The following is a 24926-nucleotide window of genomic DNA, read 5'->3' on the forward strand; positions in this document are numbered from 1 at the left end:
GGCTGTTCCATTACAGCTTTCTTAGAGAATCCCAGCCACTAAGCCCTTAAACAAAATAAATACTAGGGTTTACACGTAACCACTAAGCCCTCAAACAACCCCAGCCACTTAACTAGCCACCCTTTCTATAGAAACAAACTGCCCAGTGTCTGAATAAGTCATTCTATACAAGCCTTTAATGCCTGCATGCCCCACCATGTTTTTTATAACACGCCGTGGAAAGACAACGCTTCGTCCATCCACAGTATAGGCTTTTACATTGGGTGCTTGGCTGTTGTAAAAATCCAAGCACTCAGCTGCAGAAATATTCAAACGCAAATACACACTGGGCATGTTTCTTTTCTAAAGTAATGACTCGTTGCTGGCTTGAATCTTACGCAAAGCAGCTTCAAGCGGGTTAATTCCTGCTAGGTTTTGCAAGGCTTCTTTATCTTCAGGGCTAAGGTTTTTAATGCTTTGTTCCGCATTTTTAGTTAACCCCTTGGCCACTAGCGAGCCTATAGACTTTTCCACGCTCGCGGCTAGCTGCTGCATTAGTTCAAGCTGCAAACTGGCATCTACTTGATAGTCTAGGTCATTAATGGCTTGCCAAGTGGCCTCTAGGTTAAAGATGTCACGGCTAGCGGCATAACCACGAATAATATCACTAATGCTCAAGTCGCTGGTAGCTTGCAAATGGTGCACAAAAGTAATGCCTAAATGATCGACCAACTGATTAACCAACATGGTTGCAACTAACTCACGTTTTAAGCGGTGATTAGCCAGCTCTGTTGGATAACGCTCAACTAATACTTCAGGGAAGGCTCGCTTCATTGCCTTAGCCAACCAAGGGTCTTCAGGCAGGTCTGAATCTAGAATTTGCTTTTTAACATCGGCTTTTGCATAGGCTAAAACAATGGCTAGTTCAGGGCGGGTTAAGCCTGTTTTATTCGCCGCTCTTTCTTCTAATTCAAGGCTGCTTGGCAGGTATTCTAGTTCACGATTTAACTTACCTTCGGCTTCTAACTGGTTAATTAGGTTTTCAAAAGGTGCTAAGTCTTTGCGGCTAGCCATTTCAGCAATCGCTAAGGCTTGGCTTTGAGTGTAGTTATCACGCAACACTAACCGTGAAATGTCATCGGTCATTTCAACTAAAAGCTCGTTACGCTGCTTTAAGGTTAGATCACCTGCCTGCATCACTTCTTGTAGAAGAATTTTAATATTCACTTCATGGTCAGAACAGTTAACACCACCGGCATTGTCGATAAAGTCAGCATTAATACGCACACCGGCTAGGGCGGCATCTATACGACCCAGTTGAGTAAAGCCTAGGTTACCGCCTTCACCCACTACACGGCAGCGCAGTTGGCCACCATCAATACGCAGTGAATCGTTAGCCTTGTCACCCACTTGGGCATGACTTTCTTCGCTACCTTTAACGTAGGTGCCTATGCCACCATTCCAAATTAAATCGACAGGGGATTTGAGTAGGGCAGAAATTAATTCTGTTGGGGCTAGCTTGTCTTGGGTGATAGCAAAACGGGCTTGCATTTCTGGGCTAATATTAATGCTTTTGGCATCACGCGAGAAAATGCCACCCCCTTTAGAAATAAGCTCGGTATTGTAGTCAGCCCAGCTTGAACGTGGCAGGTTGAATAAGCGCTGGCGCTCATTAAAGCTAGCAACTGAGTCGGCTGGGTTGGGGTCTACAAAAATATGCAGGTGATTAAAGGCCGCGGTTAGCAGAATTTTATCGGATTGCAACATGCCATTACCAAACACATCGCCACCCATATCGCCTATGCCTACCACGCTAAAGGTTTCTTCTTGCACATTAATGCCTAGCTCACGGAAATGACGCTGCACATTCACCCAAGCGCCACTGGCGGTAATCCCCATTTTTTTATGGTCGTAACCGGCACTACCACCCGAGGCAAAAGCATCGCCCAGCCAGAAGTTGTAGTCAGCGGCTATACCATTGGCAATGTCAGAAAAGGTGGCTGTGCCTTTGTCGGCGGCTACCACTAGGTAGGTATCATCACCGTCTTGGCGCACTAAACGCTGGGGAGGAACCACTTCGCCATTTATCAGGTTGTCGGTGACATCTAGCAGGCTACTAATAAAGGTTTTATAGCAGGCAATGCCTTCGGCCATAAAGGCTTCTCTGTCTGGGTTGGTTGGCATTTGTTTGCAGATAAACCCACCTTTTGCTCCCACTGGCACAATAACGGCATTTTTAACCTGCTGTGCTTTCACTAGGCCAAGCACTTCGGTACGGAAATCTTCTTGGCGATCTGACCAACGCAAACCACCCCTTGCAGCCTGACCATAACGCAGGTGAACACCTTCCACACGAGGCGAGCTAACAAAAATTTCAAACATGGGTGCAGGCTGTGGAATGTTGCTAATAGCGCTGGGTTTAAGCTTGTAGCTAATGGCAGCTTTGGGGTTGCCCGCTTCATCTTGCTGGTAGAAGTTGGTTCTTAGCGTGGCCTGAATTAACTCAAGGTAACGGCGCAGAATTTGGTCTTCGTTAAGGCTGGTAACCTTTTCAAGCTCTGCTTCAATATTGGCTAGGCAAGCAACAGAGGCGTTTTTATCGGGTGTTAAATCGGGGTTAAAGCGCAGTTCAAAGAGTTCGATTAGCTGGCGAGTAATGGCCGCTTGGTTAACTAGGGTTGCAGCAATAAAGTCTTGTGCATAGCTAGTGCCAATTTGTTTCATATAACGCGCATAACCACGCAACAGGGCTACTTGGCGCCAATCTAACTGCGCCGCCAAAATAAGGGTGTTGAAGGAGTCGCTTTCAGACTTGCCTAACCAAGCTTGTAAAAAAGCCGTTTGGAAGTTTTGTTTAACGGCTTCTAAGTCTACAACTGAGCTTTCTTCTAGCGCTAGGTCTAAAGAAAAGTCGTGAATCCAGCTAACTTTTTCACTGCTGGTAACTTTGTAAGGGTCTTCACCTAATACTTTAAGGCCTAGGTTTTCTAACACAGGCAGCATGTCAGATAACCATAACCTTTGGTTTAGATGATAGATTTTAAAGCCTAGCTGTTCAATATTATCGGCACGGCGGTAAAGGTTCATAGCCAAAGGCTGTTCATCATTCAGCGCTTCTAAAAAGGCAAGGTCTTTAACCGCATGTTGTGGGGTGAAGTCTTCGCTATAGGCAGCGGAAAAGCCTTGGTGATAGCGGCGCATCAGTTGTGAGGCCGAAGCTTCACCCTGATCTTCACTCAAGGCTGAGTGCAGTGAGTCTTCCCAAGAAGAAGCCACATTAATAACCTGCTGTTCAATGGCTGCTTGGTCGTATTCAGGGGGTGTTGCTTGCTCGTAGTGGAAAATAAACTGCATACGGCAAAGTGCTGAAGCAGAAAAATGCACAAAAAATTCAACAAACTCTGCTTCTAAAACTTCACTAAGCAGCTTTTGTGTTTTTAGCTGTAGGCTGGTTGTAAAAGTATCTTTAGGCAGGTAAACCAATACGGAATAGAGTTTGCTTAGCTGATCTTGGCGAATAAAAACGCGGGTTTTGCGTCTTTCTCGTAGATTAAAAATACCCAGTGCCGTAGAGGTTAGTTCTTCTAGCCCTATTTGGAAAAGATCATCCCTTGGGTAGCTATCTAAAATTTGCAGCAGTTGGCGGCCATTGTGGCTACGCGGTTGCATTCCTATACTTTTAACGACCCTGGTTACTTTTTTGCGTAGTACTGGAATATCTTGAGGAATTTTGTTGTAAACAGCCGAGGTGTACAAACCGACAAAGCGTTTTTCTCCTGTTACTTTACCTGTGGCATCAAAGGTCTGAACAATGATTTCATCTGGAAAAGCCGCACGGTGCACACGAGCAAGCCTAGATGCTTTGGCAAAGGTGAGTAGATCCGTTGTAATACTGCTTAGAGGTGCGCAGGGGCTGGTTAGGCTGTCATCGAGTTTTAATAAACCTAATTCTGAACCCGCTAGTTTACAGAGGTATTGTTGCTGGTCTTTTTCTTCTAGGCGGTATTCATCATAACCTAGAAAAATAAAGTGTTTGTCCGCTATCCAACTAAAAAAGTCACTGGCTTCGTTTAGGCTAACTAGCTCATCGCCTAGTTGAACTTGGGCTTCTGCTGCTGCTTTTAGTTGCTTACTTATAGCCAGGGCTTGGTTTTGCATGGCTGTAAAATCGGTGACAGCTAGGCGAACTTCATCTAGTGCAGCAAGGAGTTCTTCTTGAATTTGATTTCTTTCTTGCTCATCGGTAATGGCATCTACTTCAATTAAAATCAGTGATTCAGTTTTTTGGCTAGTTTCTTCACTCGCGGCTGTGAGTCGTTCTAGCTCACCTTCGCTAGAGCGCTGTACAGCAAAAATTGCATTGTGTAGCGAGTGAAGCGTTAAATGGCGGCGGTTAATCAGTAGACGTAATGAGTCCACTAAAAGTGGCATGTCGGTATTTAATATTTGAATAAAAGTGCGCGGTGACTGCCAGCCATCTAGGTTTATATCTGGGTTGAATAGCCTTATTTTTGGGGTGTTGCTATTAAAGTTTTGTAAAAATTTCCAAGTAGACAGAGTAGCACCATAAAAAGCGTCTTCTGACCAGTTAGTAAGCTCTTCAAGCGCAGCAAATTTATAAAAATGCTCTGCAAAATGCATAACATCTTTGGGGGCTTGTAAGCGGTTAACAACTTCCTTTAGTGCTGTTTGTTGAGTTAGCATTCTTACTCCTAAAACTTGTTTTTTGTGCTATTGATGCCAGCTGTTACACTGAAGCGAATTTATTTTTTGTTTAACAATTAAAAGGATAGGCTAGCGCTAATGACTGTTCATGCCAGTTTTTTACAATTACACCAGCAGTTAAGCCGTGCTGTTATAGGGCAGCAGCTACTGGTTGAGCGTTTACTAGTGGCACTTTTAGCTGATGGTCACCTTTTAGTTGAAGGAGCGCCAGGTTTAGCTAAAACACGGGCGATCCAATCTTTGGCTGAACAGTTAGATGTGTCATTTCAGCGTATACAATTTACCCCAGATTTGCTACCTGCCGATTTAACTGGCTCTGAAGTATTTAATGCCCAAACCAGTAAATTTGCTTTCAGACCAGGTCCGGTTTTTAGCCATTTTGTCTTGGCTGATGAAATTAACCGCGCCCCCGCTAAGGTACAGTCGGCTCTTTTAGAAGCCATGGCTGAGCGTCAAGTGAGTGTGGGTGGCAAAACCCGCCCACTACCTGAAATCTTTATGGTTATGGCAACTCAAAACCCACTGGAACAAGAAGGTACCTATGCTTTGCCCGAGGCACAATTAGACCGCTTCTTGCTACATACTTGGGTGAGCTACCCTAATGCTGCCGACGAGCTAGCTATTATGCGCCTAGTGAGGGGTGAAAAGTCGACGGGTACAAATAAAATCGCCTTGCAGCTTCCGCAAAGCAGTATTTTAGAAGCGCGAAAAGCCGTACAAAAAGTACACCTTGCAGAGCCTTTAGAAAAATACATCGTTGATTTGGTTCAGGCGACACGCCAAGCAGGGCGCTACGATGAGCAGCTAGGGCGCTATATTCGTATGGGGGCAAGTCCTCGTGCTTCGCTTGCCCTAGATAGTTGTTCACGTGCTTTAGCTTGGTTAAAAGGCAGGGCAGAAGTATTGCCTGAAGATATTCAGCAATTAGCCCCTGATGTATTACGCCATAGGTTGCTGCTAAGTTACGAGGCTGATGCAGAAGGCGTTAGAGTTGATGCCGTTATTCAGCGCTTGCTTACTTTGGTGGCCTTGGCGTGACCGCTGAAATTCAATTAAGTATTTCCTTAGCAGAACTACAAGGTTTGCGAAGCTTTGCTACTGCGCTGCATTTAAATAAGCTAGTCAGCAAAAGCCGTTTAATGCTGGGTGAACGCAGTGGAGCAACACTAGGTCGAGGATTAGAATTTAGTGAAGTGCGTAGCTATCAAATGGGTGATGATTTACGCCATTTAGATTGGAAAGTAACGGCAAGGCGGGGGCAGCCTTTTACGCGAGTTTACCAAGAAGAGCAGCAGCGCCCGGTGATGTTATTTGTAGACTTGGCCTCCCAGTTACAATTTGGCCTGGCAGGCAGTAAGGCAGTTTTAGCCGCTAAGCTGGCCGCTGTTTTGAGTTGGTCAGCTTTGCAAGATAAAGACTTGGTGGGTGGCTGGATAGAAACCGATCAACAAAGTTATTGGCAGCCAGCAGTAAAACAAGCCAGAGAAGTGAGTCCGTTTTTAGCACGCCTAGCAACCATTACCCAAAACTTAGGTGAATTAAAACCCCGTGCGCCAGAACAATTAGATAAAGCTTTAGATGCTTTTGCACGGCGCTTACCTAGGGGTGCGTTAGCCGTTGTAATCAGTGATTGGGTGGGCTGGGCTAATCCAACTAGCCTAAAGCGTTTAGCCCAGCGTGGGTCACTATTGCTAGTGCATTTAACTGACCCTTTAGACCAAAATCTGCCCGCTAATGCTGGTCCTGTGGTTTTGCAAGGAAAAATACAGCCAGTCACTTCTGCTTTGCAAGAAGCTTGGCAGGCCGCTTTTTTACAGCGGGTTGCTAATCTTAAAAAGGCAGTAGGCCAGCAGGCTGGTTATTTACAATTAAGCACAACCAACCAAGATAATTGGTTGAAGCCCCTGCTACCAACGTCTAGTTACGCGGATACAACAGGAATTAATCTTTAAAAAGAGTAGAATAGCGCGCTTAACTTTAGGGATAGTAATAGAAACCACCTATGAATCTTGAAGAACTTAAACAATTAGTTAAACCTTTAATGCCGCCTTCAGCCGCTGATGCTTGGCCACCTGCACCTTGGGTTTGGTGGTTGGTCGGTGGTTTGGCAGCACTAGTGCTACTGGTGGTTTTTATTCGCTGGTACCGTCGCACCCATGTTAGGCGTTATGCTTATGCTGAATTAGAAGCGATTCAAGCTAGATACCAGCAAAGCCAAGATGCAGCGCGTTATTTATACGAAGTAAACCTCTTGCTTAGGCGAATAGCGGTACGTAATTTTAGTCGCGCTAAGGTTGCCGCTTTAACGGGTGAAGACTGGTTAGAATTTTTAGATTGGAGCCGTGGTCGTAAACGAGGCGATGATCCAGGCTTTATGGAAGGTAGCGGTAAAATTCTTGCTTGGGGTGCTTACAAAGCACAGCCAGAAAGCTTTGAAGTTGAACGCCTGCAAAAACTGGTTCGTGCATGGATACGCCGACAAACCTAAGCCTTGTCTGGCCTTGGGCAGTGGTTTTATTACCTCTGCCTTGGCTGGTTGCTAGGCTGCTAAAAAAACTGCCCAGCGTTTTTTTTAGTTCTAATTCAACGGCTGCTAAAGGTGCGCTTAAATTACCTCACCTAGCTAGCCCGCTTTTACCTGCAACAGCACCTTCAACTTCAATTAAACCCAGTTTTCTCGCCCAGCTAGGTTGGCGGGGTGGGTTATGGTGTTTATTGGTTTTAGCTTTAATGCGCCCTGAATGGCAGCAGGCAGAAATAGAAGTTACTTATAAAAGTCGACAACTGCTTTTGTTAGTGGATATTTCTGGCAGCATGAAAGAGTTAATGCAGGGTAGAACCCGCTTAGATCAGGTTAAAGAAGTAGTAAGAGGTTTTATTCAACAGCGTCCTAGAGATCATATTGGTTTGGTTGTGTTTGGTGGTGAAGCCTACCTTTATGTGCCTAGAACACTCGACCATAATTTACTTACTCAACAGTTACAAAGCTTACAGCCGGGTATGGCCGGTTCAGGCACGGCCATAGGTGATGCTTTAGGGGTAGGCGTACAAAACTTACGCTCAGCTTTAGGTCAGCCAGCCATGTTGCTCTTAACCGATGGTGCAAATAATGCAGGGCAACTTAAGCCTGAAGAAGCCTTAGCTATGGCAACTGCTGCGGCTATTCCTACGCATCTAGTGGTGGTTGACCAAGAACTAGAACCCCAGCTTTCTAATGCTATTAAGCAAACGGGTGGTGAAGTATTTAGTGCTTATTCGCAAGAAGAACTGGCTAGGGTTTATGAAAAAATTCATCAGCTAGAACCACAAACACAAGTGCGTTATCTGCGCCCATCCCTTTCTTTAGCCTTTATTCCTCTGCTACTAGCACTTATGTTAGCCGCTAGCCAAATCCAGCCTTTGCAGAATGTTATAGCTAAAGCCAAATCTTTAAGCCTTAGGTCAAGCAATGAGTGATTTTCTAGCTAGACCTTGGTTGCTTTTGGCAGCACCCGTTATTTATTGGGTATTAAAAGAAGTTTTGCGTGCTAAGCAAGAGGCAAGCTGGGAATATATTTTACCACCTGAATTAGCAAAACGCTTACTAACCAATGATGAAGCGGCTACTAGTAAGCCTGCCCTGATTAAACGCACTTGGGTGCTAGGCCTGTTAACCCTTTTATTTACCCTAGCTTTAGCGGGTGTAGGTTATGTTTTAAAAGCCGACCAACTCCCTAATGAGCAGCAGGAATTGGTGATTATTCAGTACCTTTCACCGCCAATACGTGGCAACACACTTCCGCAGCAGCAGTTAGAGGCTAGTCAGCGTACTTTAATTCCTTTATTAAATGCCCGTAAACAGGGAAAAACCGCTTTAATTTATTATGCAGGCAGTGCACATTTAGTTAGCCCTATGACAGATGACACTAATACTTTAAGGCAGTTATTAAGCCTCTCTCATCCTTCTGTTATGCCCTTGGGTGGTCATCAACCCCTTGCTGCTTTTCGCTTGGCTGCTAATTTAGGCAAGCTAGCTAAGCAAGACAAACAAGGGCGCTTAGATTGGTTGTGGTTAACGGATCAACTGCCCAATAAAGCAATGAGAGAACAACTAATACAAATTAAGCCACCTAAGGCTAATTTATACTTAGTTTGGTTAGCGGCTAACCCTGTAGAAATAACCAAACAACAAGCAGTTTTTGCTGATTTAGGTATTAAGTTGCTGCACCCTGAACAACTAGCCAGTAATTTTCAACAATTTAATCGTTCAGCCGCAAGCCTAGCTGAAGAAAACCAGCAAGGAATCCGATTTTTTCAGGAATTAAGCCACTGGCCTTTATTAGCTGCCTTATTACTTTTACTTTGGCAGTATTTTGAACAGCCTAGAGTCAAATTGCCTTTTAAAACAAGCCTAGGGTTGCTGGTGTTTTTTGTAGGTTTAACCAGCCATCAACCCTTGCAAGCCGCTGGCTGGCAAAATTTAGACTATCAAGCTTGGCAAGCCCTTAAAGCGGGTGAGGCTGAACAAGCACAAAAGTTAGCTAAACGAACCGACTTAAAAGCTCATGCTGAGTTTTTGCTGGGCAACTATGCCAAGGCAGCAGAGTTATTTACCCTATGGCAGGCAGAGAACCTAACCCAAGATAAAAAACGCCAAGCTGAAGATTTATATAACAGAGGTACGGCTTGGTTGTTAGCAGGGCAGCCAAAATTGGCATTAGATGATTTTAAACAGGCTAAAGACTTGCACCCAGACTGGCCAGAAAGTTGTTTTAATCGTGAACTAGCCAAGGCTCAGTTAGCTAAGCAAGCTACACCAACGGAACAAAGCTTATTAAAAAAATGTGCTTCTGTTAGCCAGGAATCAGCAGCCAGTGAGCCAGAAGAAGCAACGAATGAAGCGCAAGAAAAAGAACAAGACTGGCAGCCAAAAGAAAATTCAAGCTGTATTGATTGCCCGCCCTTGGATGCCACCCAAGAAAAACAGCTTCAACAATTACAAGAAGACCCTTGGCGCTTATTAAAACACCGTTTTAAAAGCGAACTAAGAGAACAGCGCCCATGAGGTTATTTTACTTACTTTCTTGTTGCTGCTTGCTGTTAGCAACCAACCCAGCCCAAGCCGTGTTATTAACGTTAGGGCAATCTAAACTTATAGCTGGCGAGCAGTTAGAAATTTTGGTTGAAGCCCCAAGCAGCCAAGTAAATGCGCCTGTTATAGAGCTACCGGTAAGCTGGCAAACGCATTTTAAACTGGTTGATCAAATGCATCAGGTTGAAGCTAGGCCAAGAGGTGATTACATGCACCGCTGGTCTTTAGTTTTACAGCACCAGCAAGCCGACAGTATTAGTCGGCGTTTGCAACTAGAACCCCTAAAAGTTAATGGCAGAAGCTCTCAACCTTTACGAGTGAGCATTGAAGCAGCCAGAAAAAAAACACTGCCAACCAAGCAGCCTTTAAGTCAGCCTTTGCAAATGCAGCAGCAGATTGATTTTAGTGATGCTTATATTGGTCAAACACTGGTGTATGAATTATTAATTCGTTATCAAGGTTTTCCTATTGAACCACGGCTTAGCCCTCTTGAAGTTAAAGGTGCAACGGCAAGGCAGCTAGGGGAAGGACGAGAGCAGGGGTTTAATCATCGTGGGGTTAAGGTGCAAGAAGCACGTTGGCAGGAGTTGCTTCAGCTGCATGAAACAGAAGTGGTTATTGCACCGCGTTTTTTTTCTAGCCGCTTAGTTTTTACAGGGCAATCAACAGGGCAGCTATATGAAACCCAAACATCAGAGTTAAAGGTTAAGGTGCGCCCCATTCCTACTAGCTGGCCTGCTGAACAGCCTTGGTTGCCCGCTTTGGGCGTAAACCTAGAAGCTGCTTTTTTACCTCACCCTAGGCAGGTTAAACAGGATGAGCCTTTAGAATTAACCATTCATTTAGATGTTGTTGGTCAGCAAGCACGTAACCTGCCACAGTTTAAAGCTTTGACATCTGAAAACTGGCGTATAGAACCCCTAACAGAAGAATTGGCTGATAAAATTGTGGATGGGCTTCTGGTGGGACAGTTAAAACAACGCTTGTTGTTCTACCCTAAAAAGGCAGGTGATTTAAAACTACCCAATTTAACCCTGCATTGGTGGGATGTAAGGCAAGATAAAGCAGCAAAAAGCCAAGTAAACTTAGGTCAGCTAACTGTTTTACCTAGGGGCAATTTAAACCCACCGACTCTTAACAAGGCAGATACAACCTTAACTGAGCCTAGTAATAAAAAAATAGAGACTCAAACAGACAAGGGGTGGTTCGGTTGGTTGTTAATAATTTTGGGTTCTTTAGCGATTATTGTTGCTTGCTTAGGGTGGCTAAAAAAACAGCCTAAAAGTTTAGACTTGCCGCCTTTAAACCCTCAGCTTTAAATTTTTAATAAAAAAAGAGCGACCTCATAAAGCATGAGATCGCTCAACACCTTCCTTAGTTCGACTAACCTAGTTTTTTTACTGCGCTTGCTTGCTAGGTTTGTGGATGAAAACACCATGAAATACTTGCCAACTAACTGCTAATGCACCAACAATAAATACCACATCACCAATCGTTCTTATCCAGCGTAGCAGATGCAAAAAGTCTTGCTGCATAAAGGCTTCACTACGTGCATACCAAAGCCCTTCTGTAGCACTGGCATAGAACTGAATTAAGCCAATCGGTAATAGGCTAGTAAACAGCATGAGCACTAAACCTATATTCAGCCACCAAAAAGCCGTGCTCATTAGCTTCTCATTGAAGTGCAAGTTAGGTCTGATATAGCGCAAAATTAATAGGCAGAAGCCCAATGCTAAGAAGCCATAGACACCAAACAAGGCGGCATGAGCATGCGTTGGTGTGGTGTTTAGCCCCTGAATATAATAAAGCGCTATGGGTGGGTTAATCATAAAGCCGAGTACACCAGCCCCTAACATATTCCAAAAAGCGACAGCGACAAAAAACATAAGCGGCCACTTTAAACGCTGCATCCAGGGTGCAGAATGCTGTAATCGCCAGTTACTCCAAGCTTCATAACCTAAGACAATAAGCGGCACAACTTCTAAAGCGCTAAAAGTAGCACCCACTGCCATTACAGGCGTGGTGGTTCCAGAGAAATAAAGGTGGTGGAAAGTTCCAGGTACACCACCCACTAGAAAGAGCGAAGCAGCAACTAGGCTAGCAGCGGTTGCCGTGGTACGGGTTACTAATCCTAGGTTATAGAAAATAACCGACAAGGAAACCGTGGCAAAGACTTCAAAGAAACCTTCTACCCAAAGGTGAACTACCCACCAGCGCCAATATTCCATAATGGAAAGGTTGGTACGCTCGCCATAAAAGAAACCCGCACCATAGAACAAACCTACTGCAACAACCGAAGCAGTAAAGAGGGCGAGGAGGTTTTTATCACCTTCACCTTTTAAAGCAGGTGTCATGCCGCGCAGCATAAGCACTAGCCACAACAGAATGCCGACAAACTTAAGAATCTGCCAGAAGCGGCCTAGGTCTAGGTATTCATAACCTTGATGACCAAACCAGAAACTTAGCTCTTGGGGTATTAAATGGGCTATGGCTAGCCAGTTACCAATAAAAGTACCGGCAGTAACTAAAACTAAAGCCCAGAAGAGTAGATCGACACCCAGCTTTTGAAAGCGTGGGTCTTTACCACCATTAATAATGGGCGCTAAGAATAAACCGGCAGCTAAAAAGGCGGTGGCTATCCAGAACATAGCGGCTTGCAAGTGCCAAGTTCTAACCAGGGAGTAGGGAAGCCAATCAGAGGTATTGATGCCGTAAAAGCCTTGGCCTTCAATAGTATAGTGGGCAGTAAAACCACCCAAGAAAACCTGTAAGCTAAACAAAGCAACAACTACAAAAATGTATTTACCCAAAGACTTTTGAGAAGGTGTTAGCTTCACTAAAGATAAAGGGTCTTGTGCTGGCGCTTTAGGCTCAACTTCATCTTTTTTACGTAAGAAAGCCCAGCCCCAAACTAAACCACCAACGCCTGCAACCAAAAGAATAATACTGATTAAAGACCAAACTAGGTTTTCAGCCGTAGGGCGGTTATCAATCAAAGGTTCATGTGGCCAGTTGTTAGTGTAGGTCACTTCTTTATCAGGGCGGTTGGTTGCTGCTGCCCAAGCTGTCCAAAAGAAGAACTGAGTCATCTCTTCGCGTCTTAGTTGTGAAGGTAAGGTATTGTTCTTCATGGCAAAATTACCGCGAGTTTCATTAAACTCAGGGTCATCACCAAATAGGCGCTGGTAATAGTCGGCGGTTAGCGCTATTGCTTCGGCACGGGTAGCACTAACGATAAGTTGCTTGCTGCTAGGGTTATAACGGTTGTAGCGGTATTCTTCTTTTAGCGCAAACTCTAAGCCATTTTTTTCAGCCCGACTAAGTGAAGCAAAGCTTTGGCCGTATTCTGCTTGAGCAGTTAACTCTAACCAGTGTTCTAATTCACGGTGCAGCCAGTCGGCTGTCCAGTCAGGTGCTTGGTAAGCACCATGCCCCCAAATAGAGCCGAGTTGCATACCGCCTACTGATTGCCAAGCGGTTTGTCCATTAAGAATGGTTTCTTCAGTCATCAGTAGTTCACCTGAAGTGGTGACAACTTCTGCTGGTATGGGTGGTGCTTGGCGGTAAATTTCTGTACCAAAATAGCCAAGCAAGGCAAAAGTTAGCATAAGAATGCTAATCAGCGACCACCAAAGTTTTTTATAGTTCGCCATGTGTAGCTCCTGATGGGTTGTTGTTTTTTATCCCATAAAGAGTGAAGCAATAAGCTTGCCAATTTATATTTAATTGATAAATTGACCTTTAAATAGCTTGTTGGGTAGTAATTACCTAGAGTTAAAGGGTTCTAGTTACCCTAAGGGTTTAAATGACCTAGCTTGTTGCTACGAAGGTTGGCTAATATTCGATTCAGATGCAGGTTAACTTTGGCATTGGCATCTTCCATCTGCTGCAACTTAATAAGTGCTTGGGTGTAATCACCCTGTTCACCCGCTAAAAGTGTTTGCTGTGCAAATTCATGTACTTGGGCATGGGGTTCAGCCATGGCTTTAAAGTCATCTTCTTGCTGTATTCCTTTGCTAGCACCTTCTTTATACCAGCGTCCTAAGCGGCAGGTAGAATCATCGGGTACTTGGTTGGCTGCTAGATGAATTTGACCTAGTAGCGCACGATAAATGGTTAAACGAACATTGATTTCATCTAGGTTTGCTAGTTCCACATCGGCTAGAGTGGCAGCTAAAGCACTGGACATTGATAAGTCTAAAGCTGATTTGCCAAGATCAATGACTTGTAGTTGGCTAGCATTAAATGCAGTTTTTAATTTACCTACTTGCTGCGTTTGGTCTTGCATTTTTTGCTGAGTAGAGCGGCTAGTTGTTTTAATGTTTTTAACCAATGCATTGATAGCGATGGTTGCACTATGAGTATCAAGCGCTAAGTGCCTTACCTCATCTGCTACCACGGCAAAGCCACGACCACTAGCGCCTGCACGGGCGGCTTCTATGGCTGCATTCAGTGATAAAAGATTGGTTTGTTCAGCTATGCCTTGTATTTGATTAGAAATGCCATCTATTTTTTCTACCTGCTGAGTTAGTTCGGTTAGGGTTATTTCAGTATCTTGAATATTGTCTTTCAGGTTACTTAACTGTTGGGCAAGTAGCGTGGATTCTTGGTTATGAATTAAGGTTATATCATGCATAGCTTGTGCTTTATTGCTGTTTTTAGCCACTAGGTTATTAAGGTATTCAAATGAATTAATAATGCCTTCCAAAGATAAAGCAAAGCTTTGCCAGTGTACGGCTATACCCGCTTGTAGCTCGCTGTGTTTTTTCTCTTTTTGTAGCTTGGTGGTCGCTAGCTGAAGTTGCTTTTGTAGTTGTTCTTTTTCTTGCTGCAAGGCTAGGTTTTCTTGTTCTAGCCTTTCTAAACGCTCGGTTAACGCTTGGGTGGGTTTGTTCCAGCGGGAGAAAAAAGAAACTTTAGTTTGTGATATAGCTGAGTTTTTCATAGCTAAGCCTTTAAGAAAATAATAAATAAAATAACTGATTAGTTAGTGCAAGTATTAAGCCAAGATTTCTAACCCGCTAGTTACAAGGGTTGGTGTTAGCTTGTAGATCTGTTATGGTTTTATTTACCCAGTTGAACTGGGTTTTTATTACCCTTAAAGGTTTTTTTGCCATGATTGATGCACTGCTGTTAGCCGACCTAACAACCGATTTAACACCAGCGATACGTTTTCAACGCTTGGTTTATGCTCTAAAAGAAATTTTTAACTGTGGTGCGGTGGTTTTGCTAAAAAAGGAAGCAGAACAGTTGCGCCCTATTGCTTTAGAGGGGTTGGTTAAAGAAGCCTTGGGTCGTCGTTTTAAGGTGGCTGAACACCCGCGTTTAACAACCATTCTTGCTAGCCGTGAACCGATTATTTTTGACCCAAACAGTCAGGTGCCTGACCCTTACGATGGCCTGTTAGATGCTTTGGTGGGCGAGCCTTTACCTGTGCATGATTGCATGGGTGTAAGTCTTTATGTAGAAGGGGTTTTGTGGGGTGCTTTAACCTTAGATTCCTTAAATGCAGGAACCTTTACTTGTGAGTCCGCTTTAGTATTGAAACGCTATGCCTTGTTAGCAGAAACTTTTATACGGGTAACGCAACTAGAACAAGAACGTTTAGGTTGGCGGAGTCTTTCTTTAGAAGCACGAGGTTTGCCGCTTGTTTCAGAAAGCTCAGAGATTATTGCCCAGAGTGAAGCCATTACTCAGCTACTGCATGAACTAAAGTTAGTGGCGCAGTCTGATTTACCACTTTTACTCTTAGGTGAAACAGGCGTAGGTAAAGAGTTGTTTGCGCGTTTTATCCACCAACATTCTCAGCGTAGCAGCAAGCCTATGCTGCATATTAACTGTGCGGCCTTGCCTGAATCCTTAGCGGAAAGTGAACTCTTTGGTCATGTGAAAGGTGCTTTTTCAGGTGCTACACAAGATCGCCCAGGGCGTTTTGAAGCAGCAGATGGTGGTACTTTGTTTTTAGATGAAGTTGGCGAGTTGCCTTTAAGCGTTCAGGCTAAGTTATTGCGTGTATTGCAAAGTGGTGAAATACAGCGCTTAGGTTCTGATGCCACTAAAAAAGTTGATGTGCGTATAGTAGCAGCCACTAATCGGCATTTGCAGGAAGGCATAAAAAATGGTGCTTTTCGAGCTGATTTATACCACCGTTTATCTGTTTATCCTGTCCCTATTCCGCCCTTAAGAGAACGCCCAGATGATATTTTATTACTCGCTGGGCATTTTTTAGAGTTGAACCGTAGTCGTTTGGGCTTACGTTGTTTGCGCCTTTCTGCAGCGGCTGAATATGCCTTATTGCAGTATCCTTGGCCGGGTAATGTGCGTGAGTTAGAGCATGTGATTAGTCGAGCTGCGCTTAAAACCTTGGCACGACAAACGGCTGCCAATGATTGGGTTTCGCTAGAGCCTGAAGAATTAGACTTAGCCCGCCCGGCTATGACCAAGGTTTTAGAAGGTAATAGTTTGCAAGCAGAAGCTAGCCCGCTGCCTTTAAAAAGCCAGGTCGATTTATGTCAAAGGCAAGCAATACAACAGGCGTTAGAAAGGACAGAAGGGAACTGGTCTTTAGCGGCTAAGCAGCTAGAGGTGGATTCAAGCAACCTGCATAAACTAGCCAAGCGTTTACAACTAAAATAATGGTTTTAACTAACGGGTTTAACTAGGTGGGCAGCTAACTACCCACCGATTAAAGCTTTTTTAAAGGCGCACTAGGTTTAGTAAAGTGCTTTGCTTTCTTCGATCACTTCTTTCAGTAATTCTAAAAACAGTTTATCAGCTTCGGTACGCTCAGCTGGGTCTTCAGGAATTTTGATTAGTGTTTCAGAGGTAATCTCGTCTGCTACTTTATCCATCATTTTATGGTCACCATAGTGACGCTGGGCAATTTCTAATGTTTTTTCTAAAGTGCCAGGTTCTAATAGCAGCTTTTTTAGAAACTGGCGTAGTTCGGTAAGGGCGCGTGCCTTAGATATTTCAGATGAACTGCTCATGAACAGACTCCTTAATCGGTAATAGGCAGCCTAGTGCCTAGCCTTAAATGTTAATAATTTTTAGCGGGTTAAGTAAAGCAGCTACTAGGCCTCAGTTTCTGCTTCTAACTCTGCCCAACGTTCAATTTTTGCTTCTAGCTGGTGTTGTAAATCTTCCAACTTTTTAAGTTCTTTAGTAATAACATCAGCAGCAGATTGGTAGAAGTCAGGATCACCAACCTTACCTTCTTGGCTAGCTATTGCTTTTTCTAGCTGCTCAATTTCACTTGGAAGCAATTCTAGTTCACGCTGTAACTTATAGCTCAGTTTTTTGGCTGGCTTTTTAGGTGTTTCAGCAGGTTTAGCTTGTTCAGCTGTTGGTGTATTAGAAGCTGCCTTACCCGAAGTTTTTAAACTGCCCGGCGAGACTAAATCTGGAAATTTACCGCCTTGGCGTAACCAGTCTTCATAGCCACCTATGTATTCTTTTACTTTACCTTCACCTTCAAAAGCAAGAATGCTAGTAACCACGCTGTCTAAGAAAGCACGGTCATGGCTTACTAATAGCAGAGTGCCATCAAAGTTAAGTAGCAGTTCTTCTAGTAGCTCTAGCGTTTCTAAGTCTAGGTCGTTGGTTGGCTCATCCATTACCAAAAGGTTAGCTGGCTTGGCAAATAACTTAGCTAGAAGTAAACGGTTTTGTTCACCGCCTGATAAAGCACGAACAGGTTGACGCGCTCGCTCTGGTGAGAATAAAAAGTCTTGCAAGTAACCAATAACGTGTTTGTCACGGCCATTAATAGTAATGCTGGTACGGCCTTCGGCTAGGTTGTCTAAAACGGTTTTTTCTGGGTCTAGCTGACCACGTAGCTGATCAAAATAGGCAACTTCAATTTTAGTGCCAATTTTAACTTCGCCTGACTGGGGCTGAAGGTCACCTAAAAGCATTTTAAGCAGGGTGGTTTTACCTGCCCCATTACGACCCAACAAACCAATTTTATCGCCACGTTGAACACGGGTAGTAACATTCTTTAGAATGGGTTTGCCTTCATAACTGAAGCTGGCATTGGTTAGCTCGGCTACTAGCTTGCCTGACTGGTCGGCAGTTTCTAGTTGAATATCTGCCTTACCTTGGCGTTGTAAACGCTCTGAACGCTGTTTGCGCAAGTCTTGCAAGGCACGAACACGGCCTTCGTTACGAGTACGGCGGGCTTTAATGCCTTGGCGTATCCAAACTTCTTCTTGGGCTAGCTTTTTATCAAAGGCGGCTTGGTGGCGGGCTTCAACTTCTAGCTGGTGGGCTTTAAAGTCTAGGAATTCTAGGTAGCGGCCTTCCCAGCTAATAATCTCACCCAAATCTAGCTCTAGCATACGAGTAGCAATGTTTTGCATAAATGCCCGGTCGTGGGTAATTAGCAAGACAGCGCCGGGGAAGCTTTTAATTTGCTCTTCTAACCACTGAATAGTTTCTATGTCTAGGTGGTTAGTTGGTTCATCGAGCAGGAGTAAATCTGGCTCACTCACCAAAGCTTGTGCTAAGGCAACGCGGCGACGCCAACCACCAGAAAGCTCTGACATTTTGCTAGCACCATCTAGGTGTAAGCGTTTAAGCAGTTGTTCAACATTTTGGGTTAATGCCCAACCGTTACAAGCATCGAGTTGATGTTGTAATTCATCCATGCGCTTTAGATCAACTTGATCGGGTGGCATCTGAGTGATTTGGTCGAACTCAGCCAACAGGCTAGCGGCTTCAGCTAAACCAAGAGCAACAACATCAAAAACTTTTCGCTCATCAGCGGCAGGTAATACCTGAGGCAGAACACCAATTTTTAAGCCTGGCTTGCGCCATAGGCTGCCACCATCGGGTTGAACTTCACCAGAAACAATTTTCATAAGCGAAGATTTTCCAGCACCGTTACGGCCTAGAATAGCAACCCGCTCACCCTCTTCAAGGGTGAGACCGGCATCATTTAATAAGGGAGTGTGGCCATAGGCCAGGTGCATATTTTCAAAACGCAGAAGTGTCATGTAGTTTCGGGTAGACCTGCTTTAATACGAACGCGGTTTTCAACCAGCTCGGCCAGCAACTTAGGCTGGAATTTAGAAAGGAAATCATCACAACCCACTTTTTCAACCATTGCCTTGTTGAAGTTGCCCGACATAGATGTATGTAACACAACAAATAAGTCTTTGAGGCGAGGGTCTTCACGAACAGCACTGGTTAAACTGTAGCCATCCATTTCAGGCATTTCAGCATCGGTAATGAGCATTAACAGTTTTTTAGGTACGTCTTCACCAGCATCGGCCCAACCCTTAAGCATGGCTAAGCCTTCTTTACCATTGGTGGCGGTGTGTACGGTAATACCTATAGGCATCAGGGTTTGTTTAACTTGTGAAATAGCCGTAGGCGAGTCATCAACCATTAATACTTCCATATCTTTAGCCGCAGCTAAAATGCCTTCTTCTAGCTGTGAAGGGTCTAAAGCGATGGTGTAGGGGTTAATTTCAGCCAGTACTTTTTCTACGTCGATGATTTCAATAATTTTATCATCTAAACGTGTAATGGCAGTTAAGTAATGCTGACGGCCCGTGGTACGCGGTGGTGGCATAATATCTTCCCAGTTAAGGTTGATAATACGATCGACCCCGCCAACTAAGAAAGCTTGAATAGACGAGTTGTACTCTGTCACTATGAGGTTGCTTTCAGGCTTAGGCACAAGTGGAGGCATACCCACGGCTTGCGCTAGGTTAATTACGGGCACTGTTTGGCCGCGTAAATGAGCAACACCCACAACGTGGGGGTGATGGCCTGGCAAATTAGTGAGTTTTGGAAGACGTAGTACCTCCTGTACTTTAAACACATTGATGGCAAAAAGCTGATTGGAATGCAGCTTGAACATTAGTAGTTCAAGGCGGTTTGCTCCAACTAAGCGAGTTCTTGAATCAACACTGGCTAATACCCCACCCATGGGCTCTATCCTCGTTTCATGTAGTATCATTACTGTCTTGGCTAAAAAACTACTAACATACTAGTGAATATTTTGTTAATTGACTAGCTTTCTAGGTAGTTTGAGCAGCCTTTAATCTAGGTTTTTCACTAAAAGGGTAAAACATTTGCAAGTTAAACTTCCTTTCTCTGAAGCGGTTTTTCCTTTAGTCGATATAGGTGTTAATTTTTTTGACCCTGCCTTTGCTGAAGATTTAGATGAGGTTTTGCTTCGTGCTCAGTTGGCTGGCGTTACTGGAATGCTGTTAACCGGTACAGATTTAGCTATTTCAGAAAGCTCACTTAAATTAGCAAAGGAACACCCTAACTTATTGTGCTCGACTGCTGGAATACATCCACACCAAGCGTCTGAATGGACTAAAAACTCAGCAGATACCTTGCGTGGTTTACTTGCCGAGCCTGCTTGTGTAGCAGTGGGGGAAACGGGCTTAGATTTTAATCGCAACTTTTCAACCCCTGCTCAGCAGCAAAAAGCTTTTGAAGAACAATTAGGACTGGCTGCCGAAACAGGTAAACCCTTGTTTATTCATGAACGTGATGCCGGTGTTAGAATGCTTGAAATACTACGCACTTGGCGAGATTCAATCAGCGGTGCTGTGGTGCATTGCTTTACAGGTGAAAAAAGCACCTTATTTGGTTATTTAGATTTGGATTTATATATTGGTATTACGGGTTGGGTTTGTGATGAACGGCGAGGAATTCACCTTTGGCCTTTGCTCCCTTCTATTCCGCAAAATCGTTTAATGATTGAAACCGATTCACCTTGGTTATTGCCGCGTAACCTAAAACCTAGACCTAAAAAATACCGCAATGAACCCGCTTATTTGCCTTGGGTCTTACAGCAGGTTGCAGATCTGTATCAATTGCCTGTACAAAGGGTTGCTGAATTCACCAGTGCTAATGCGCAGCAACTATTTAATTTACCTGCTGCGCTGCTTTTACCAGAAAGCCAGCCAGAGCAAAAGTAACGGGAGAAAAAATAACCATGAGTTTACCCAGTTTTATGGCAGTTGAGGCGGCTGCATCGGAAGAGGATAGTTTTCCCGTTAGTATTGCTTGGTCTTTACCCGATGGCAGTATTAAACAGGCACTTATTCAACCCGATGAAGCCTGGCTAGAAGATGACACCAGTTTAGCCAGTGTTAGAGATTTAGATTTAAGTATAGAGGCTTATTCTGCCGCTGAGGTAGTAAGAGAATTGCTCTATGATCAGCTAGATGATGTATATTATGTATCCTTAATACATCCGCAAGAAGGCTGGTTACTTAAGTTATTCGCTTCAGCAGGACAAGAAATTGGTTTTGAGCTGAGTGAAGCAAGTGGTTTGTGTGCTGATGCCGATGAGTGGTCGGAAATTTATCAGGACAACATTCATTTGCATGGGCTAGATCCTGAACGAGCCGAAGACCAGGTTCGTGCCTTATTAGAAACACATGTGTTATTAACAGGTGATCAGCCGGATGAATGAAGCCGGTTTTTTTAATGAATTTTATTGGTAGTTATTGGAGTAAAGTATGAGTGAACAAGTAGATTTTTATTACGACCTAGTAAGCCCTTATAGTTTTTTAGCCGCTACACAGATTGCAGAGCTAGAAGCAAAAACTGGAGCTAAAGTTAATTGGAAGCCTATTTCTTTAGGTGGCTTATTTAAAAAGCTAGGCAATGGTGCACCTTTAGCCAATATGCCTAAAATTAACCACATGTTTCAGCAAGATTTACCCCGCTTAGCTAACTATTTTAAAGTGGATTACAAAAAGCCAGAAGTTTTCCCTACTGATACACGCTTAGTTCAAGCGGCTTTAGCTGTTTTACCTGCTGAAAAAAGAGCTGATTTGACCCGAGCACTTTACCAGGTGTATTGGGGAGAAGGTCGTGATATTGCACCTCTTGAAGTTGCTGAAGAGGTACTAGGTAAAGAATTGACTGCCTTGGGTGGTTCAGAAGATGCAAGAGCCGCTTTAAAAGGTTTTACTGATGAGTTGATAGAGCGTGGTGGCTTTGGTGCACCCATTTTCTTCTGGAAAGATCAGATGTATTTTGGTTCTGATCGTCTCCCTGTTTTAACTGATGATTTACTAGCCGCTAAAGGATAAAACTATGTTCACCGGAATAGTGCAGGGTGTAGCTAAGTTGCAGCACCTAGAACGAAAAACTAACCTCAGCACCTTCGGTGTGCATTTGCCCACAGCTGCCAGGGAAGGTATGCAGGTGGGTGCTAGCGTGGCACTTAATGGGGTTTGTTTAACCATTACCCATTGGGATGAACAAGCCGTTTATTTTGATGCCATGATAGAAACCCTACGTTTAACCAACCTAGGTGCTTTAGAAGCAGGCGATTTAGTTAATTTTGAACGTGCAGCACGTTTTCAAGATGAAATAGGCGGCCATTTGATGTCGGGTCATGTAATTGACCAAGTTACCCTGACTGCTCACCAAGAGTTAGACGAAGAAAATCTGCGCTTAGAGTTTACCGTGCCAGAACAGTGGATGAAGTATATTTTTGCTAAGGGTTATATTGGTTTAAATGGCTGTAGCCTTACAGTGGGTGAGGTAGAAGGAAATGGCTTTAGTGTCTATTTAATTCCTGAAACACGCCGCGCAACCACCTTTGGTGCAATGCCTGAAGGTACGCAAGTGAACTTAGAGATAGACCCGCAAACCCAAGTAATAGTAGATACTGTAGAAAGAGTGATGGCGGCTCGTGAGCAATAACCCTCTACCAGATGACTGGATGCAGTATTTAGCTGCTGAATTTGAACAGCCTTACATGCAACAGTTAAAGGCTTTTTTACAGCAAGAAAAAGCCGCGGGTAAGGTGATTTATCCGCATTCAAGCCATTGGTTTAATGCTTTTGTGCAAACGCCCTTGGCTAAAGTTAAGGTGGTGGTGTTAGGGCAAGACCCTTACCACGGTGCTAAACAAGCGCATGGCTTAAGCTTTTCTGTGTTGCCGGGTATCAAGGTTCCCCCCTCCTTACAAAATATTTATAAAGCTCAGGCACAAGATTTAGGAATTATTCAGCCTAATCACGGCTGTTTACTTGCTTGGGCGCAACAGGGGGTTTTATTGCTAAATGCAGTGTTAACCGTTGAAGCTGCAAAAGCTAATTCCCATCAAGGCAAAGGCTGGGAGCAGTTTACCGATAAGGCAATAAGCGTTATTAACGAGCAAACTAGGGGTGTAGTATTTATGCTCTGGGGGAGTTACGCTCAGAAAAAAGCGGCGTTGATTGATGCCAATAAACACCTAGTGTTAACCGCGCCTCATCCTTCACCCTTGTCTGCCTACCGTGGTTTTTTTGACTGCCAGCACTTTTCAAAAGCCAATGCTTGGTTAGCAAAACAAGGCAAAGCACCCATTAACTGGCAGTTACCCGCCAGTTAATTGAGTTAGCGCATATTTACTTCGCCATCACGCAAGAAGAAGGTGACCTTACCCAAGTCATTGCGAGGTGAGAAGCTACCTTCTTCTATTTCTATTTGGCTGCCCGGGTGACAGGTTTTACGAATTTGCACCCTAGCCGTTTGTAACTCTTTCAGCTGCTCGTCAAGTTTCTTTAGCTCATCATAAGCTTGATCCTCTTTAACCTTGAGGGTGTCGCGAGCGGTAAGAATCTGCTGTTTTTTCTCTTCAGTAATGGGTTTGCGGTTTTTCTTGATTTTGGCAACGATTTCTTTTAATTGCTGTTTTTGTATTTCTAGCTGCTTTAGTTGGTTATTAATAATCGTGGATTGGGCTTTTATTTCTGAAGCATCGCCAACAATTAACTTGGTTGGCATATTGGCTGGCGCACCACTGACGGCAATATCAATAAGCTGCTGTGCTTGAGTAACACCACCCACAATAGCGCCACGCCCAGGTAGGTGTACCTTAATGCCCGCTTTAACTTTTGAATGCAGAATTTGTTTTTGTACCACCACTTCTTGCCCTGCAACTACCTCTGCTTCTTGAATAAAACGTGCTTTAACTATGCTGCCGGCTTCTAGGTAGGCATCATCAATTTTTTCTTTACCATCTTTGGCTTCGGCTTCTTTTTCAGAGCGTTTGCGGCCTATAACGCCACCACCAACTTCAATCATGCCGCCTGCTTTAATGTAAGCCGCTTCTACTAGTCCGCCCACTTTTACATCACCTGTAACCTCAACTTTCATGCCAGGATTAACATTGCCTTTAATGTGCACGCTGCCATCAAAGCGTATATGCCCTGTTTTTAAGCCGACTTCATCTAGTTTAAGAATCTGTTCAATGTGTGCACCTTTTTCATGCACAACTGGCATACCAGAAACAGCAGAAAGTAATAGGTCATTATCGCCTGGCGCTAACTTAACTGTGTCATCAACGGCTTTAAGGTTAAGGTCTTTACCGTTACGACCTTTTATGGTTTTACCCGTTACTGTCCAGCCAGATTTACCATCGGTGGGTGGGTGACGGCGGACTAAAACTTGATCTGCATCAACGTGAGGAAAATCACCTAACTCAAGAAAGTCGACACTGCCTTCTTCATCCATTTGAGGGCGGCGGTCTGCAATTTCGTCGAGCAGGGTTTCTAGCCAAGCATCGTCACCATCGTAGGCTGACTCACCATAAGCAACAATCATGCACATGGGCTTGCCTGAGGAACGAAGTTTTTTCTGAGTGGCTGGATCGGTTAGTTCGGCTAAGCTTTCATCTAGTAAGCCGCGAACAATTCTAGAATGTTTAAGTGCTGCGTCTAGGGTTTCAGGGGTTAGGTCTTTACCACGACCTTGGGCTGGGTAAACTACAACACCAGCTAACATTTGATTAACACTGGTATAAACTTCTACTCGGGCATTAACCGGGCCGCCCAAGCGCATATCTGTGCCTTGGCCACGGCGTATGGCTTCCAAAAGAGTCGCTAAAGCTGCAGAATCTATGGGGTGCTCATCAACAGAATAGCCAGCAAGTAGCATCACCTGAGGAAATTGCTCTGCTTCTATAGGAAGGGCTAAACCAGAAGGTTGATAGGTAACCCAAAAGTCACCGTCTTCTTCTCTGAAAGTCAGCCCAAGCTCTTCTGGCGTTGGTGTGCTTAACATTAGCTCTTCGTCTGATAAGGGTACCATTGTGTGTCCTTTTGCCTGCGATACTAGATTTTAGTATTTTTATAATAGTTTTTTACTGCTAGTAAGTTAAGGATATACTAACCTGCTTAAG

At 44.1% G+C, this 24926-nt stretch carries 20 protein-coding genes; 12 read left to right on the plus strand and 8 right to left on the minus strand.

The genetic code is table 11. The features are described 5' to 3' along the window. Positions 1-108 precede the first annotated feature (108 nt). A complete protein-coding gene (locus H571_RS0111310) occupies positions 109-333 on the minus strand; it encodes a DUF2835 family protein (protein WP_027849408.1) in 225 nt (74 codons plus the stop codon). A gap of 9 nt (positions 334-342) precedes the next feature. Then, positions 343-4683, minus strand: a complete 4341-nt coding sequence (locus H571_RS15005; protein WP_051168299.1) for an NAD-glutamate dehydrogenase — start codon at positions 4681-4683, stop codon at positions 343-345. A 99-nt stretch (positions 4684-4782) separates the two neighbouring features. Between H571_RS15005 and H571_RS0111320 the strand changes: the two genes are divergently transcribed. The 6 genes from H571_RS0111320 to H571_RS0111345 are packed head-to-tail and all read left to right on the plus strand — an operon-like array spanning position 4783 to position 11094. Next, the gene (locus H571_RS0111320; protein WP_027849409.1) at positions 4783-5742 is read left to right on the plus strand and encodes an AAA family ATPase; all 960 of its coding nucleotides are present in this window, start codon (positions 4783-4785) and stop codon (positions 5740-5742) included. Continuing rightward, positions 5739-6656: a DUF58 domain-containing protein gene (locus tag H571_RS0111325; protein WP_027849410.1), complete on the plus strand. Its 918-nt coding sequence runs from the start codon at positions 5739-5741 to the stop codon at positions 6654-6656. Before H571_RS0111320 ends, H571_RS0111325 begins: the two co-directional genes overlap by 4 nt. 50 nt (positions 6657-6706) lie before the next feature. Next, complete coding sequence (locus tag H571_RS15010) at positions 6707-7192, plus strand: DUF4381 domain-containing protein (RefSeq protein ID WP_051168300.1); 486 nt, start codon at positions 6707-6709, stop codon at positions 7190-7192. Continuing rightward, complete coding sequence (locus H571_RS0111335; protein ID WP_027849411.1) at positions 7171-8160, plus strand: vWA domain-containing protein; 990 nt, start codon at positions 7171-7173, stop codon at positions 8158-8160. The genes H571_RS15010 and H571_RS0111335 overlap by 22 nt, the downstream gene beginning before the upstream one ends. Further along, complete coding sequence (locus H571_RS0111340; RefSeq protein WP_027849412.1) at positions 8153-9748, plus strand: hypothetical protein; 1596 nt, start codon at positions 8153-8155, stop codon at positions 9746-9748. Before H571_RS0111335 ends, H571_RS0111340 begins: the two co-directional genes overlap by 8 nt. Further along, the gene (locus H571_RS0111345; RefSeq protein ID WP_027849413.1) at positions 9745-11094 is read left to right on the plus strand and encodes a BatD family protein; all 1350 of its coding nucleotides are present in this window, start codon (positions 9745-9747) and stop codon (positions 11092-11094) included. Before H571_RS0111340 ends, H571_RS0111345 begins: the two co-directional genes overlap by 4 nt. A gap of 78 nt (positions 11095-11172) precedes the next feature. Here H571_RS0111345 and H571_RS0111350 read toward each other — a convergent pair whose 3' ends face one another. Both H571_RS0111350 and H571_RS15585 read right to left on the minus strand, forming a co-directional pair. After that, complete coding sequence (locus H571_RS0111350; protein ID WP_027849414.1) at positions 11173-13428, minus strand: nitric-oxide reductase large subunit; 2256 nt, start codon at positions 13426-13428, stop codon at positions 11173-11175. Positions 13429-13568: 140 nt separating this feature from the next. Further along, the gene (locus tag H571_RS15585) at positions 13569-14720 is read right to left on the minus strand and encodes a methyl-accepting chemotaxis protein (RefSeq protein WP_051168301.1); all 1152 of its coding nucleotides are present in this window, start codon (positions 14718-14720) and stop codon (positions 13569-13571) included. A 113-nt stretch (positions 14721-14833) separates the two neighbouring features. Here H571_RS15585 and norR point away from each other — a divergent pair, with 113 nt between their 5' ends. Continuing rightward, positions 14834-16411 (plus strand): nitric oxide reductase transcriptional regulator NorR, encoded by a 1578-nt coding sequence (norR, locus tag H571_RS0111360; protein ID WP_245562347.1) that lies wholly within the window; start codon positions 14834-14836, stop codon positions 16409-16411. 77 nt (positions 16412-16488) lie between these two features. Here the strand turns inward: norR and H571_RS0111365 are convergent, their stop codons facing one another. The 3 genes from H571_RS0111365 to H571_RS0111375 form a co-directional block, all read right to left on the minus strand. Beyond that, positions 16489-16764, minus strand: a complete 276-nt coding sequence (locus H571_RS0111365) for a hypothetical protein (protein WP_027849416.1) — start codon at positions 16762-16764, stop codon at positions 16489-16491. Positions 16765-16848: 84 nt separating this feature from the next. Next, the gene (locus H571_RS0111370) at positions 16849-18771 is read right to left on the minus strand and encodes an ATP-binding cassette domain-containing protein (RefSeq protein ID WP_027849417.1); all 1923 of its coding nucleotides are present in this window, start codon (positions 18769-18771) and stop codon (positions 16849-16851) included. Beyond that, positions 18768-19712, minus strand: coding sequence for a chemotaxis protein CheV (locus H571_RS0111375; RefSeq protein WP_027849418.1), 945 nt, complete (start codon positions 19710-19712; stop codon positions 18768-18770). The genes H571_RS0111370 and H571_RS0111375 overlap by 4 nt, the downstream gene beginning before the upstream one ends. Before the next feature lie 145 nt (positions 19713-19857). Between H571_RS0111375 and H571_RS15020 the strand changes: the two genes are divergently transcribed. Genes H571_RS15020 through ung form a run of 5 tightly spaced genes read left to right on the plus strand, consistent with a single transcriptional unit; the run spans position 19858 to position 23135 of the window. Continuing rightward, positions 19858-20718 (plus strand): TatD family hydrolase, encoded by an 861-nt coding sequence (locus H571_RS15020; RefSeq protein ID WP_051168302.1) that lies wholly within the window; start codon positions 19858-19860, stop codon positions 20716-20718. Between the two features lie 17 nt (positions 20719-20735). Continuing rightward, positions 20736-21218 (plus strand): hypothetical protein, encoded by a 483-nt coding sequence (locus tag H571_RS15590; protein ID WP_051168303.1) that lies wholly within the window; start codon positions 20736-20738, stop codon positions 21216-21218. A gap of 46 nt (positions 21219-21264) precedes the next feature. Next, positions 21265-21843 carry a 2-hydroxychromene-2-carboxylate isomerase gene (locus H571_RS0111390; RefSeq protein ID WP_027849419.1) on the plus strand — a complete coding sequence of 193 codons (579 nt, stop codon included), beginning with the start codon at positions 21265-21267 and terminating at the stop codon, positions 21841-21843. 4 nt (positions 21844-21847) lie between these two features. Then, positions 21848-22462 (plus strand): riboflavin synthase, encoded by a 615-nt coding sequence (locus H571_RS0111395; protein ID WP_027849420.1) that lies wholly within the window; start codon positions 21848-21850, stop codon positions 22460-22462. Beyond that, the gene (gene ung / locus H571_RS0111400; RefSeq protein WP_027849421.1) at positions 22452-23135 is read left to right on the plus strand and encodes a uracil-DNA glycosylase; all 684 of its coding nucleotides are present in this window, start codon (positions 22452-22454) and stop codon (positions 23133-23135) included. The genes H571_RS0111395 and ung overlap by 11 nt, the downstream gene beginning before the upstream one ends. A gap of 5 nt (positions 23136-23140) precedes the next feature. Here the strand turns inward: ung and H571_RS0111405 are convergent, their stop codons facing one another. Then, on the minus strand, positions 23141-24835 hold the full coding sequence (locus tag H571_RS0111405) for a FapA family protein (protein WP_027849422.1): 1695 nt from the start codon (positions 24833-24835) through the stop codon (positions 23141-23143). Positions 24836-24926: the final 91 nt, after the last annotated feature.

This window comes from Marinospirillum minutulum DSM 6287 (assembly GCF_000422325.1).
Classification (GTDB): Bacteria; Pseudomonadota; Gammaproteobacteria; order Pseudomonadales; family Halomonadaceae; genus Marinospirillum; species Marinospirillum minutulum.

Bases quoted from the DNA above. Each gene is read 5' to 3' on its own strand.
- H571_RS0111310 (WP_027849408.1), bottom strand. From the start codon at position 333: ATGCCCAGTGTGTATTTGCGTTTGAATATTTCTGCAGCTGAGTGCTTG.
- H571_RS15005 (WP_051168299.1), bottom strand. From the start codon at position 4,683: ATGCTAACTCAACAAACAGCACTAAAGGAAGTTGTTAACCGCTTACAA.
- H571_RS0111320 (WP_027849409.1), top strand. From the start codon at position 4,783: ATGACTGTTCATGCCAGTTTTTTACAATTACACCAGCAGTTAAGCCGT.
- H571_RS15010 (WP_051168300.1), top strand. From the start codon at position 6,707: ATGAATCTTGAAGAACTTAAACAATTAGTTAAACCTTTAATGCCGCCT.
- H571_RS0111335 (WP_027849411.1), top strand. From the start codon at position 7,171: ATGGATACGCCGACAAACCTAAGCCTTGTCTGGCCTTGGGCAGTGGTT.
- H571_RS0111340 (WP_027849412.1), top strand. From the start codon at position 8,153: ATGAGTGATTTTCTAGCTAGACCTTGGTTGCTTTTGGCAGCACCCGTT.
- H571_RS0111345 (WP_027849413.1), top strand. From the start codon at position 9,745: ATGAGGTTATTTTACTTACTTTCTTGTTGCTGCTTGCTGTTAGCAACC.
- H571_RS0111350 (WP_027849414.1), bottom strand. From the start codon at position 13,428: ATGGCGAACTATAAAAAACTTTGGTGGTCGCTGATTAGCATTCTTATG.
- H571_RS15585 (WP_051168301.1), bottom strand. From the start codon at position 14,720: ATGAAAAACTCAGCTATATCACAAACTAAAGTTTCTTTTTTCTCCCGC.
- norR (WP_245562347.1), top strand. From the start codon at position 14,834: ATGGTTTTATTTACCCAGTTGAACTGGGTTTTTATTACCCTTAAAGGT.
- H571_RS0111365 (WP_027849416.1), bottom strand. From the start codon at position 16,764: ATGAGCAGTTCATCTGAAATATCTAAGGCACGCGCCCTTACCGAACTA.
- H571_RS0111370 (WP_027849417.1), bottom strand. From the start codon at position 18,771: ATGACACTTCTGCGTTTTGAAAATATGCACCTGGCCTATGGCCACACT.
- H571_RS0111375 (WP_027849418.1), bottom strand. From the start codon at position 19,712: ATGGGTGGGGTATTAGCCAGTGTTGATTCAAGAACTCGCTTAGTTGGA.
- H571_RS15590 (WP_051168303.1), top strand. From the start codon at position 20,736: ATGAGTTTACCCAGTTTTATGGCAGTTGAGGCGGCTGCATCGGAAGAG.
- H571_RS0111390 (WP_027849419.1), top strand. From the start codon at position 21,265: ATGAGTGAACAAGTAGATTTTTATTACGACCTAGTAAGCCCTTATAGT.
- H571_RS0111395 (WP_027849420.1), top strand. From the start codon at position 21,848: ATGTTCACCGGAATAGTGCAGGGTGTAGCTAAGTTGCAGCACCTAGAA.
- H571_RS0111405 (WP_027849422.1), bottom strand. From the start codon at position 24,835: ATGGTACCCTTATCAGACGAAGAGCTAATGTTAAGCACACCAACGCCA.